A 12,693-nucleotide genomic window follows, 5' to 3' on the forward strand; every position below is an offset into this window, starting at 1 on the left:
CAGCGATGGCGGCGGCACATCCAGCATTTTGGTTAACTGACACACCGCTATCGCTGGCAAGCCAGCTCCCACAGGGGTTTAGCTGTGCTGATCGAAAGTGGTACATCAGATGGATTCCTGCAATGGCTTGCGGGCGACAACGTTCACCAACGTTTCCTCACGCTCGCCAAACGGCTTCGCCCGGCGCAATCCGAACCGTTCCAGCAGTCCGAAATCCTTCGACCGGCTCCACCACAAATACGGGTACGAAACATTGCGCTCGCTGAACTCGAAACCCTGTTGGCGAATCATTTCCAGGTACTGCGCCGCGCTCTTTTGCACCTGCATCGGATGGCGGAACAGCCAGCGGATCACCCAAGTATCAATGTAAGCCTCGGTGGACTCGGCGAACAGCAGATAACCACCCGGTTTGAGCACGCGGTAGAACTCGGCGAGGGCTTTTTCCTGTTCGACCAGGTGATGAAAGGTCTGGTGGCAGAACAGCAGGTCGACACTGGCATCGGCCATATTGAGCGTCGCGCAGTCGCTGCCGATCAGCTCGACGTCGAAGCCCTGCCGCGCCGCTTCTTCGGCGCTCAATTGCAGGCTGTGCGGGTCGGCGTCGACGCCGATCAGACGCTGTGGGGCGAAGGTCTGGCGCAGATGGCGGAACGATTTGCCCTGACCGCAACCAGCGTCCAGCAGCACCGGATTGGCTGGCAGCGACTCGCTGAACAACCCGCGCAAGTCGTTGATCGCCACGCGCAACACATGGTGCTGCCAGGTGTGGCTGCGCAGGAACCAGAAACCGAAGCGGGTTTCCTCGACGTAGCTGTCGCTCAAGTAATTCATGGGGCGTCCTTTGCACAGAGTTCGGAAATCATCTTCAACCGGCGACGCGCTTCGCTGACGAACGGGTTGCGTTCATCCCAGGCGTAACCGGCGAGGATCGAGCAGATCATCCGGCGGATGTCTGCCTGGCTGTCTTGATAAAAAATCACGTCCTGGAAGGTACCGGCGTACCAGCCCTCGACATAGCAGCGGAAGGTGTCGACCCCACGTTTGAGCGGCTCGGCGAACTCGCGCTGCCAATCGACGATTTCCCCCTGCAACTGCCGGTGCAGGACAGCGGCGGCCATGCTCGCCGAACGCATGGCGATGGTGACGCCGGAGGAGAACACCGGGTCGAGAAATTCCGCCGCGTTGCCGAGCAGGGCGAAGCCCGGGCCGTGCAGGGTTTTCACATTGGCCGCATAACCGCCGAGGGTGCGCGCCGGGGTGTCCCACACCGCGTTGTTCAATACAGCGGCGAGGCTCGGCGTTTCGCCGATGAAACCGCGCAGGCAGGCATCCAGATCGCTGTCGCGCCCCTTGAAGTGTTCGGCAGCAGCCACCACGCCCACCGAGCAGCGCCCGTTGCTGAACGGGATCGTCCAGAACCAGATGTCGCGGTACTCGGGATGAGTAGTGACGAGGATCTTCTCGCGGTCGAAGGCCGGGTTATCGATGTGATCTTCAACGTGGGTGAATACTGCCTGGCGCACCGGGAAATTCGACGGCGCTTCCAGATCAAGCAAACGCGATAGCACGCGCCCGTAACCGCTGGCGTCGAGCACAAAGTCCGCTTCGATGCGGTACTCGCTGCCGTCTTCGCGCAGCACGTCAAGCTGCGGTCTGGCCCGGTCGAAATCGACGCGGACGATGGCATCGCCGTAACGGAATTCGGCACCCTGCAATTCAGCCTGATCAGCCAACAGCTTGTCGAAATCGGCGCGTTGCACCTGGAACGTGGTCGGCTTGCCCGCGGTGAAGGTGTCGCTGAAATCGAAGGCGCTGTAGCGCTCGCCCCAAGCGAAGGCGGCACCGGTCTTGCGCTGGAAGCCGGCGGCGTTGACGGCGTCGAGCATGCCGGCCTCTTCGACGAAATCCAGGCAATGGCTGAGCAGGCTTTCACCAATGGAAAACCTTGGGAAATGCTGGCGCTCGATCACCAGCACATCGTGGCCCTGGCGCTTGAGCAACGCGGCGGCGATGGCACCGGAGGGGCCCGCGCCAATGATCACGACCTGACGGGATTCCATTTCAACGATTGGCACGTGAGCTCCCGGGCGCAGTGGCGCTGGTTTTCATAGGCGCGCGGTGCAGGCCGATCAGGGCCGGCAACAGCGTCGCGATCAGGCCCATCAGCATCAGCGCGAAGTACAGCGCCGGGCTGATGAGCTGTTGTTGCAGCAACAGGTTGAGAAAGACGATTTCGCTCAGTCCGCGAATGTTCAGCAACACGCTTTCGCGCCAGCGGCTGGCGCCTTCGAACGATGCACCGGCCCAGCCCAGCCCGAGCCAGTTGCCGAGCAGTTTACTGGCAATCGGCAACAGCAGCAGCGCCGCCCATTGCACCGCGCCGAGGCTGGCCAGGGCGCTGTGCACGTCGATCTGCACGATGCCGAAGGTCAGGATCAGCGGGATCGCGACCCACGTCTGCAAGCGGCTCATCCACCGCGCCGGCAATGGCAGCACCAACGGCACTTTCAGCAAGGCCATGCACAGCAGATAACCGATGCCGAAAATCAGCGCGTTGAGTTTGTAATGTTCGGCCAGCACCAGCAGCGCAAAGAAACCGAGACTGTAGGTCAGCGGTCGGCGCACGCGCAGCAGATGCAACAGCACTGGCACGCAGGCCAAGCCGAGTGGCAGCAACAAGCTGCTCAGATGCAGACTGCCTTGAGCAAGGCCGAACAGCGTCCAGCAGGTCAGGTCGATGAGAATTGCGGTCTGCACCAGGCGCCGAGTGGCGGCGGGCGGATAGTCGATGTGGCGCAGGTACAGGTACAGCACCGGGATCGCGGTGATTGCGAACACCAGCCCGATTGCCAGCGAGTTCAGCCACGGTTGCGCCGGCAGCAGCCAGCAGGCGACGGCCAGACCGCAGGCGAACGGTACAACAAAACTCGGCACGGCGATTTTCACGCTCTGGCGATCCAGGCGCAGGTCGATCACATCACTGAGAATGTGCCCGAGCAGCAGCGCGAAACTCAAACTGTAGAGGTCTTTCAACCACCTTGGCGCAATCAGTTCGGCGCCGCTGATTTGCCAGCCCGGCTCAATCCAGAAGTACATCAACAGCGGCAAACCGAAGCTGGCCAGCAGCAACTGGCTGACGATCGGGATCAGGCCGAAGTGCCGACCGATGCGGGTCGCTACGGCGAACAGCGCCAGGGCCATCAACCAGAAGCCGGCGACCGTCACGCTGCCGGCTCCGCGACGCTGGTGCTGTGGACGTGGCGTCCGGCCCACGGCGCGAGAATGAAGCTGAAGGCCAGACCGAGGCTCACTGCCAGGCCAAAATTGCTCACCGCCGGCGTACTGGAAACGGCCAGCAGACCGAACGACAGCCAGGTCGTCAGCGCCGCCAACAGGGTGCCCAGCAGACTCACTGCCGCACCGCCAACCTGTTCACGCATGAGGATCGCGTAATCGACACTGATCGCCGTCACCAGCAGCAGGCCGAACAGGCTGAACAGGGTCAGTGGCTGACCGAGCCAGCCGAGGCTGGCCAGGCTGCACAGCGCCGCCAGCAGCGGCAGGGCGACGATGCGCAACGCGCCGCCGAAGCCGAACGGCACGATCAGCACCAGCACGATCAACACGCAGGAGGCGAGTTTCAGTTCGGCGGCGCTGATCTGGGTCGCGGCGAATACATTGTTCAATTCACCGAGCCGATCCACCAGCATCACCCCCGGCAAGTCCAGCGCCTGCACCCGCAGCAGTGATGTATTGTTCAGGCCCTGCAGGCTGGTCATCGCCGCCACGCCGTCTTCGGTCGGGCCGAGCCACAGCGTGCGGTAAGGCTCGCCCAACGGCCCGGCCAGTGCTGCGTCGATGTCTTCGGCAGGCAGGTTCTGCAACTGCTGCAACTCGGTTTGCAACGCCGCGAGCGGTACGCCAAGGTCGAGCAACGGCTGCGAGTATTGAGGCAGTTTGCTCAGCGCTTCGCGCACTTGCTGTTGCTGGCTCGGCGGACTGAGCAGTTGGTCGAGGGCCAGATAGCCTTGCAGCTTGTCGAGGTTGACCAGTTGCTGCAGACGCTCGCTCAACGCGGCCTGACGCTCCAGCAATTCCTGCTGATTGGCGCCACGCACGAGGAAGAACTGGCTGGTCGGCTGATAACCGGTGATGCGCGCGATGGTCTGGGCTTCATCGGTCAGGTGTTGCGGCGCACCGACCCATTGGCGAATGTCGTTTTTGCTTTGCAGCTGCACCAGACCGCCAGCGCAGAACGCGATCAACAGCGCCAGCAGCACCGGGGTGCGCACGTGTTCGAGCAGGTTTTCGCGCAGTTGCACCAAGCGCTCGGCCAGGCGCAGCGGCCATTGCGCCGGTTGCAGCTCAACGTTTTTCAGCAGGGCCGGCAGCAGGCACACCGCCGACAGGTAAGCACCGAGCAGGCCGGCAGCGGAGAACACCGCGATTTGCGTCAGCGCCGGGAAGGGCGTCCAGGCCAGCGCCAGATAACCGATGGCGCTGGTGATCAGGCTCAGCGTCAGCCCGGACAGGGTCAGGCGCAGCGCCGGCCAACTGCGCCACGGCTTGAGGCTCCAGCTTTTCGACAGATAGTGCAGCGGGTAATCCACCGCCACGCCGATCAGGCTGGAGCCGAGCACCAGCGTCATCACATGCATGTGGCCGAACACCGCGACGCAGGCCACCGCGCCGAACAGCATGCCCACCAGCACCGGCACGAACGCCAGCAGCACCCGCCAGCGGCGGAACGCCAACAGCAGCAACAGCAGAATACCGAGGGTGGCGCCGCCGCCGACCCAGGTCATTTCGCGGGTGGCTTGCTGCTGACCGTTGGCGGCGTACAGCAGGCCGCTGGCGGCCAACAGTTGTACATCGGATTTCGCTGCTTGCTCGCGACTGTGCTGCAGCAGATCGGCGACTTTCAGCGGCAGGTTCATATCGAAGGCATTGCCGGTGGTACGCGCGCGCAGCAGCACCCAGCTCTTGCCGTCGGCATCGGCGACCAGTGCGGCGCTGCCGATGTCCAGTTGCACCGCACCGTGTTTCGGCTGGCTGTTCTGGATGCGCCCGGTCAGGCCCAGCCAGTCATCCTGGCTCGGTACCAAGGTGAAACCGTTGAACGGGTCGAACAGCGCCTGCACCCGTTGTTGAATGAACGCATCGGGATGCTCGGTCAGCAGTTGCCGATCATCCGCCGAGAGCATCGCCAGCCGCCCTTGCAGCAGTTGCGTGCGCAGCGCCGGCAGATCCGCCTGCAGGTTCCACTGGACCTTTTCGAACAGACCGCTGGCCTGCCATTGCTCGCCGAGGGTTTGCGCCATGGCCAGCGCTTGCTGGCGATCGGCGTGCCCGACCAGTACCAGCATTTCCCGATTGAGCGGTTCCTGCATGCGCTGTTCGGCGCGCAGTTCGAGGGCGTCAGGGTTGGTCCCGGGCACCAGCTCCATGAGGTTGGCCGACAGTGGCGCACCGTCGCGCCACTGCCACCCGGCCAGCGCGACGACCGCCAGCAGCAGGATCAGGAACAGCCACGGCAGCCTGCGCTCACTCGGCAAAGTCATGTTGCTCCGCTTCGCTCAACGGCTGGTTTGCAATGCTGTCCTGCATGCGCAGCACGGTGCTGTCGCCCTGGGTTTCCAGCAGTTCGATGGTCTGTACCAGCTCACCACCGTTGATATTGATCTGATTGAACACTTGCTTGAGCAGCAGCGAACGCGGGGTCAGGGTGAGTTTCCACTGCTGTGCGTCGCCGCTCAGGGCCAGTTCGAAATCCCGCTGCAAGCCGCTGCTGTCACCTTGCAGCACAGCGAGGAACAAGCGGTTCTGTTCGGCACCGGCGCTCTTGTTCGGCAGCAACTGCCAAGCGTTGCCGTCACGACGGGCGATGCCGTTGGCGGTGATGCGGTAATCCTGTTGCAGCGGGGTCTTGAGCAGCCAGAGCAGACCGTGGTTTTTCGCCAGCACGAAGCTGCCCTTGCTGAGCAACGGCTGAGGCAGCGCGCGCAGGTGCTTTTCCTGAATGAACTGGCCGTGGATCACTTCCGGTTTCGCCAGTTGCTCGCTGAGCTGCTGCAGGTCGAAGGCGTTGGCCAGCGTCGACACGGCGAGCAGCGCCAGCGCGCCAAGGCCTTTGCAGAACAGGTTCATCGCAGCATCCTCTGCACCGCGTCGGTGAACACTTTGGGGGAAGCCAGTTGCATTTCGCGGCTGCTGATCTCGACCGCCACCTGCACCGAGCTGGCACGGGTCAGGCGCTCGCCGGTCTGCAGGTCGGTAATCAGATAATTGATCTTCAAGCGGTTCTCCCACTCCACCAGACTGGCGCGCACGTTCAAACGCTGGCCGAACACCGCGCCACGCACGTAACGCAATTGCAGGTCGATGATCGGCCAGGCGTAACCGGACTCGGACATCTGCGTGTAGTTGTGGCCGATCTGGTCGAGCAGCGCGCAGCGCGCCACTTCCAGGTATTTGACGTAATGCCCGTGCCAGACCACATGCATAGTGTCGACGTCAAAAAACGGCACGAGGATTTCCGTGTCGGCGTGCAGCACTCCGGCGCTACGCATGCAGCCTCCAGTGTTGCTCGGCGATACGTTGCAGGCACAGGCGCAATTCGCCTTCGAGTGCACGGTCTTCGATGACCGGCGGGAAGTCCTTGGCCAGCTCTTCGTGCATGGCGGCCAGCGAAGGTGGCAGCGCACGCGCGTCTTCATCACGACCGCGCAACCACACGCCTTGATTGGCCGCGAGCAACGTGGCGGCGGCGACCTGTTCGGTCAGCTCCAGCACGCGGATCGCGTCACGGGCGGCGATGGTGCCCATGCTCACCTTGTCCTGGTTGTGGCACTCGGTGGAGCGTGAGAATACGCTGGCCGGCATCGTGTTTTTCAGCGCTTCGGCAGTCCAGGCACTGGTGCCGATCTGCACGGCCTTGAAGCCGTGATTGATCATGGCGCGCTCCGCCGGAGCACCGGACAGGTTGCTCGGCAAGCCGTGGTTGTAGCGCTCGTCCACCAGCAACGCGAGTTGTCGGTCGAGCAGATCGGCAACGTTGGCCACCAGATTTTTCAGGCTGTCCATGGCGAATGCGATGTGCCCGCCGTAGAAGTGCCCGCCATGCAGCACGCGCTCGGCTTCGGCGTCGATGATCGGATTGTCGTTGGCGCTGTTGAGCTCGGTTTCGATGAACGAGCGCAGCCAGTTCAGGCTGTCGGCCAGCACCCCCGAGCACGTGCGGGGCGCAGCGCAGCGAGTAGCGATCCTGCAGGCGATGCAGCGGCGCGGTCGGCGCGTCGATTGCCAGATCCTTGCGCAGCCACGCGGCGACTTGCATCTGTCCCGGATGCGGCTTGGCGGCGAACAGACGCTCGTCGAAGTGTTCCGGATTGCCTTGCAGCGCGACCACGTTGAGCGCGGTGATGCGCGTGGCCAGTTGCAGCAGATAGTCAGCGCGGGCGAAGGCCAGGCACGCGAGACCAGTCATCACTGCGGTGCCGTTCATCAACGCCAGCGCTTCTTTCGGGCGCAGCACCAGCGGCGTCCAGCCGAGTTCGCGATGCACGTCGGCAGCCTGGCGACGCTCGCCACGGAACCACACTTCGCGCTCGCCGGACAGGGTCGCGGCGACGTAGGACAGCGGCGTCAGATCACCGCTGGCGCCGACCGAACCTTCTTCGGGGATCAGCGGCAGGATGTCGTGTTCAAGGAAGGCATGCAGGCGCTCCAGCAGTTCGATTCGCACCCCGGACACGCCGTGGCACAGCGACTGCAAGCGCGCTGCCAGCACGGCGCGGGTGGCCTGGGCGTCGAGCAGCTTGCCCAGCCCGCAACCGTGGAAAGTGTAGAGATGACGCGGCAATGCTTCGACGTGATGCAGCGGCACCGCGACCACGCAGGAATCGCCGTAACCGGTGGTCACGCCGTAGATCACGCCTTCCTTGTCCAGCAGCGAATCGAGGAACCGTGCGCCTTTGGCGATGCGCTCGCGGTAAGCGGCGTCGCTCTGCAACTGCACGGGCGCCTGACGGTTGGCCAGGGCCAGCACGTCTTCGATGCGCAAAGGGCGTTCGCCGAAAGTTACCGGCTCATGGGTTGGCGTCGTCATCGGTCTTCCAGAAAGGGTAAAAGTTGAACCATTGGTGCGGGGCTTCGAGGCAATAGTGACTCAGGCGCTGCGCATAGCGGGTGGCCCACTGATGAATGACCTGCTCGCGCTCACGGCGCGTCCACACCACGCTGTCGGCAAACGGTTCGAGGGTCAGGCGATAGTGACCGTCCGGTTGTTTCAGGCACATCAGCAGATTGACCGGGCATTTGAGCAAACCGGCCAGCAACCACGGGCCTTGCGGAAACGCTGCCGGGTGGCCGAGAAAATCCACGGTGACGCTGCGCCCGCCGTGCAACGGCACGCGGTCGCCAGCAATCGCCAGCCACTCGCCGCGCTCCAGGCGTTCGTGCAGTTGCAGCATGATCACCGGGTCCAGTTCGCTGACCTGAATCAGGCGCAGATTGGTCGCGCCGGCCTCGCCCAGCAAGCGGTTGAACTGTTCGGCGTGCTTGGTGTGTACCAACACGTTCATGGTGACCTTTTCGCCGATCTCGGCCAGTGCGCGGCACACTTCGAGGTTGCCCAGATGCGCGCCGACCAGCAGTTGCCCGCGACTGCCGCGCAGCTGATTGCGCAGCAGTGCCGGGTCGATGATTTCGATTTGCTCGATGCGCAGCTTGCCGTTCCACACGTCGAGCTTGTCGAGCAGCGAATCGGCGAACGCCATGAACTGGCGGAACACGCGCCAGTAACTGGGGCGCAATTCGCCGCGGTTGCTCCAGTCAGCCAGCCGTTGCTGGTATTGCCAGGCACTGTTGCGCGCGGTACGGCCGAACAGGAAGAAGTACAGGACGATGCCGTACAGCAGCGGACTGAGCAGACGTCGGCCAAGCACTTTGGCGGCGAACGCGGTGAATTTCATCAGCAGGAAGCTGCCGCGCTCTTCGCGGTCGGCCCAGTGCTTCTTGTCGGTCTCGACGCTCATGTGCGCCACCGGCGCCAGAGGATGACGGGCAGGCGCAGCAGCATGCCGAAGAACAACCGGGTGTGCATGCTGGAAATCAGCGCGTTGTCGTGGAACAGGCGGAAGTGCGAGACGCCGTCCAGCGGGTAATGCACGCTGGTCTGCAGCCAGCGCATCGGCTGGTTGCGCCACGCCAGGCGCACGAGGATGTCGGAGTCGAAATCCATGCGCTTGCCGACTCGTGCCGAGTCGATCAGCGCCAGCGTCGGGGCCAGCGGATAGACGCGAAAGCCACACATCGAATCGCGGATCTGCAGCGACAGCGTGTTGATCCAGACCATCACATGAGTCAGATAACGCGCGTACAAACGGCCCTTGGGCACGCTCTCGTCGAACAGTGGATAACCGCAGATCATGGCGTCCGGGTGGGCGCGGGATTCCGCGACGAAACGCGCGACGTCGTGCAGGTCGTGCTGGCCATCGGCGTCCACTTGCAGGGCATGGGTGAAGCCCAGACGCGCCGCTTCGCGCAAGCCGGTCATCACCGCGCCGCCCTTGCCCTGATTGAGGGTCAGGCGCACCAGATGCACCTGATCACGTTCGGCCAGCGCATCCAGCACGCGCGCGCACGACGGGGTGCTGGCGTCGTCCACCAGAATGCACGGCAGGTCCTGGGCGAGCAGCGCGTCGACCACGGTGCCGATCACGGTTTCATGGTTGTAGACCGGAATCACGGCGCAAGGGTTATGCATTGAACACATCCCCACTGTGGCGAGGGAGCTTGCTCCCGCTCGAGTGCGCAGCACTCGCTCGCAGTTTTGCGTGAGCCGGGTTTGGGGCCGCTGCGCAGCCCAGCGGGAGCAAGCTCCCTCGCCACAGGTTATGCATCGGCGGCTCCTAGCAGGATGCGTCCGCTGGAGCAGGTCGCGGTGTCATTGCGGTAGGCGAAATACAGCTTGCCGCGCTCAGGATCGAAGCGCAGGTGCAGTTGGACTTCATCGCCCGGGCGCACCAGTTGCTGGAATTTCAGCACTTCCATGCCGGCAAATTTTCCGGGCAGGTTCAGCAGTTGTCGGCCGAGGTTCAGTGCCCATTCGACCTGCACCACGCCGGGCAGCACCGGGGCTTTTGGGAAGTGGCCGCTGAAGTAGGCCAGATCCGGTGGAACACTCAATTGCAGGCTCCACTCGCCGTCGGTTTCGACTTGCTCCAGCACTTCTGGCGCTTTCGGCCGTGGCGCCAGCAACCGTGCTTCGATGTCGGCCTGGGGCAGTTTGCCCTGGCTGTTCAGCGGCAGTTGCCGCACCAGACGCCAGCGCCGGGGCAAGGCCAGCGCTTCGCAATGCTGGCTCAGGTGCTTGCGCAGGGCTTCGGTCAGGCTGCGACGGCCGTGTTCGCGCAAGGCAAACAGGCCAGCGTCGCTGAGCACCAGCAGGGCGCCGAGTACTGCGCGGTTTTCCTGAACCACGCCCAGCCGTGCTTCGGCGACCCAGTCGTGGGCGACCAATGCCTGTTCCAGCATCGGCAGGGAAATGCGCTTCTCTTCGAGTTTGACGATACGGTCCAGCCGCCCGAGCAGCTCGAAACGTCCGTCGGCAGCGATGCACGCAGCGTCGGCGGTGTGTTCGACATGTCCCGCCGGCAAATAGGGGGAAGCGATCAGCAGGGCGCCGTCGCTGTCCTGGCTCAGTTCAACCCCGGCGAAGGGCTGCCACAGGCTGGCGCCTTGGCGCCAGGCGATGCCGCCGGTTTCCGAGCTGCCGAGGATTTCGGTCGGCCACTGTTGCAAGCGTTGCTGCAGACTTTGCGCCGCGTCTGCGGGTAATGCGCCGCCGGAGGAAAACACCCGGCGCACGGCACTCAGCGCCGGCCAGTCGAGGTTGTCGCCCATGCGCTTGAGCAGCGCCGGGCTGCCCACCCAGGCGAAGGCCGGATATTCGCGGCTGGCGCGTTGCAGATCTTCCGGGAACGCCAGTTGCCTGCGCACGAACGGCCGTCCGGCGCACAGCGGCCACAGCACGCGGAACAACAAGCCGTAGATGTGCTGAGTGGCGACACTGCCGATGATCCAGGCTTCACCCAGATTCGCCCCCCACAACTGTTCCAGGGCTTCGACCTCATTGACCAGTTGGCGCAGGGTCTTGTCGATGCGCTTGGGCTCACCGCTGGAGCCGGAGGTGCACAGGCTCAGGCGGTACTGGTCGAGATCCAGTTCGACGCCGGGCAGGGCAGGCTGCAACAGATCGCTCAGGTGTGAATCATCGGAGTGATCGCTCAGCCACAGATCGACTTCACTCGACCAGCGCTGGCGGGTCTGCGCTTGCAGGTCCGCGGGCAACAGGACGCTGACGCCGGCGCGCCAGGCCCCGAGCAGGGCGATGGCGAGGTCGGCGGCATCTTCCAGATGCACCGCCACGCGCTGCACGCCGCGTGCTTGCAGGCCGGCGGCAATGCTTAGCGCCTGCTCGCGCAGTTGCGCATGGTCGAGGGCCGGGGTGTCGGTGATCGCTCGCCCCGGCAGGGCCTTGAGCAACAGTTGCTCAAGTTTTGTCCAGTTCATTTACGGCCTCTTACCCGTTGTCGTATCAGCCATTCAATGGCAAACATCAGGCCGATCAATCCGTAGGAGATCAGGCCGGTGTACAACATCCACCAATGCAGCGGCGCCCACAGGGTCAGGAGCGCGGCGCACAAACCGTTGCAGAAGAAAAACACGCTCCAGGCCACGGTGACCTGACGCGTGTAGCAGATCGCCTCGGGCGGCAGTTGCGGCTCGCGCAGTCGTGCCAGGCGCTCGACCATCGGCGGGCCCCATTTCAGGCTCAGGCTGAACAGCACCAGCATGAAGCCGCTGATCAGCACCGGGTACCAGCGCAGCAACAGCGGACTGTCAAACAGCGCCAGCAGCACGCAGAACACAATCGCCACGCAGGCCATCCACAGACTGCCTGGCTTGCGCTCGCCAGTCAGGGCCCGCGCCAGCCACAGGCTACCCAGCAGCAGCCCGAACTGCCACGGGGCGAAGTGCTCCATGCCGAAATACACCGCAAAGGGGTACAGCAGCCCCGCCAGCAGCAGGCCGAGGCCGATCAATCGGCTCATGCGGCCGGTTGAACCAGACGGTAGACCGCCTCGACCACGTCACCGACAGTGCGCACCGACTTGAATTCCTCGGCGGCGATTTTCTTGCCGGTCTGGCGTTTGATGTGATCGATCAGATCGACCGCGTCGATGCTGTCGATCTCCAGATCCTGATACAGGTTGGACTCCAGGCTGATGCGCCCCGGATCCAGTTCGAACAGCTCGACCAAGGCATCGCGCAGGGTGTTGAAAATGTCGTCACGAGTTTGCATGGTCCGGTCTCAAGCTGCCTGTTTTGCCGTGACGAATGCCGCAAGGCTCGCCACGTTGGTGAAGTGGTTACGGGTGTCTTTGGCGTCGGCGTCGATCTTGATGCCGTATTTTTTCTGGATCGCCAGACCCAGTTCCAGCGCGTCGACAGAATCCAGACCCAGGCCTTCGCCGAACAGTGTCTGTTCGTCACCGATATCGTCGACGCTGATGTCTTCGAGGCCCAGGGCATCGATGATCAGCCGTTTGATGTCGCGCACCAGGCCAGGGTTATTCAGATCGCTCATCTTCGGCGAGCTCCTTAATGAAGTAAGAGTGCAAAATAATC

The 12,693-nt window shown here is 63.5% G+C and carries 12 protein-coding genes and 1 pseudogene; all 13 read right to left on the minus strand.

Annotated elements, in window-relative coordinates; translation table 11 throughout:
* Positions 1–105: 105 nt before the first annotated feature.
* The 13 genes and pseudogenes from HT737_RS17895 to HT737_RS17955 all read right to left on the minus strand — a co-directional run bounded on the left by HT737_RS17895 (position 106) and on the right by HT737_RS17955 (position 12,652).
* Positions 106–831, minus strand: a complete 726-nt coding sequence (locus tag HT737_RS17895; protein WP_182403489.1) for a class I SAM-dependent methyltransferase — start codon at positions 829–831, stop codon at positions 106–108.
* Positions 828–2,075: an NAD(P)/FAD-dependent oxidoreductase gene (locus tag HT737_RS17900; RefSeq protein ID WP_047290906.1), complete on the minus strand. Its 1,248-nt coding sequence runs from the start codon at positions 2,073–2,075 to the stop codon at positions 828–830. The genes HT737_RS17895 and HT737_RS17900 overlap by 4 nt, the downstream gene beginning before the upstream one ends.
* Positions 2,062–3,225 carry a sodium:proton antiporter gene (locus tag HT737_RS17905; RefSeq protein WP_182403491.1) on the minus strand — a complete coding sequence of 388 codons (1,164 nt, stop codon included), beginning with the start codon at positions 3,223–3,225 and terminating at the stop codon, positions 2,062–2,064. The genes HT737_RS17900 and HT737_RS17905 overlap by 14 nt, the downstream gene beginning before the upstream one ends.
* A complete protein-coding gene (locus tag HT737_RS17910) occupies positions 3,222–5,561 on the minus strand; it encodes an MMPL family transporter (protein ID WP_182403493.1) in 2,340 nt (779 codons plus the stop codon). The genes HT737_RS17905 and HT737_RS17910 overlap by 4 nt, the downstream gene beginning before the upstream one ends.
* The gene (locus tag HT737_RS17915) at positions 5,545–6,147 is read right to left on the minus strand and encodes an outer membrane lipoprotein carrier protein LolA (RefSeq protein ID WP_182403495.1); all 603 of its coding nucleotides are present in this window, start codon (positions 6,145–6,147) and stop codon (positions 5,545–5,547) included. The genes HT737_RS17910 and HT737_RS17915 overlap by 17 nt, the downstream gene beginning before the upstream one ends.
* Positions 6,144–6,569 carry a thioesterase family protein gene (locus HT737_RS17920; RefSeq protein ID WP_047290910.1) on the minus strand — a complete coding sequence of 142 codons (426 nt, stop codon included), beginning with the start codon at positions 6,567–6,569 and terminating at the stop codon, positions 6,144–6,146. The genes HT737_RS17915 and HT737_RS17920 overlap by 4 nt, the downstream gene beginning before the upstream one ends.
* Positions 6,562–8,107, minus strand: a pseudogene (hutH, locus tag HT737_RS17925) (histidine ammonia-lyase). Before hutH ends, HT737_RS17920 begins: the two are co-directional and overlap by 8 nt.
* Positions 8,088–9,035 carry a glycosyl transferase gene (locus HT737_RS17930; protein ID WP_182403497.1) on the minus strand — a complete coding sequence of 316 codons (948 nt, stop codon included), beginning with the start codon at positions 9,033–9,035 and terminating at the stop codon, positions 8,088–8,090. Before HT737_RS17930 ends, hutH begins: the two are co-directional and overlap by 20 nt.
* Entirely contained in the window at positions 9,032–9,766 is a 735-nt protein-coding gene (locus HT737_RS17935) for a glycosyltransferase family 2 protein (protein WP_182403499.1), read from the minus strand. The genes HT737_RS17930 and HT737_RS17935 overlap by 4 nt, the downstream gene beginning before the upstream one ends.
* A 128-nt stretch (positions 9,767–9,894) precedes the next feature.
* The gene (locus HT737_RS17940) at positions 9,895–11,574 is read right to left on the minus strand and encodes an acyl-CoA synthetase family protein (protein WP_182403501.1); all 1,680 of its coding nucleotides are present in this window, start codon (positions 11,572–11,574) and stop codon (positions 9,895–9,897) included.
* A complete protein-coding gene (locus tag HT737_RS17945) occupies positions 11,571–12,116 on the minus strand; it encodes a hypothetical protein (RefSeq protein WP_182403503.1) in 546 nt (181 codons plus the stop codon). Before HT737_RS17945 ends, HT737_RS17940 begins: the two co-directional genes overlap by 4 nt.
* Complete coding sequence (locus tag HT737_RS17950; RefSeq protein WP_041074867.1) at positions 12,113–12,367, minus strand: acyl carrier protein; 255 nt, start codon at positions 12,365–12,367, stop codon at positions 12,113–12,115. The genes HT737_RS17945 and HT737_RS17950 overlap by 4 nt, the downstream gene beginning before the upstream one ends.
* 9 nt (positions 12,368–12,376) lie before the next feature.
* Positions 12,377–12,652, minus strand: coding sequence for a phosphopantetheine-binding protein (locus HT737_RS17955; protein WP_041074865.1), 276 nt, complete (start codon positions 12,650–12,652; stop codon positions 12,377–12,379).
* Positions 12,653–12,693: the final 41 nt, after the last annotated feature.

It is taken from the genome of Pseudomonas sp. MD195_PC81_125 (assembly GCF_014060985.1).
Taxonomy (GTDB): Bacteria; Pseudomonadota; Gammaproteobacteria; order Pseudomonadales; family Pseudomonadaceae; genus Aquipseudomonas; species Aquipseudomonas parakoreensis.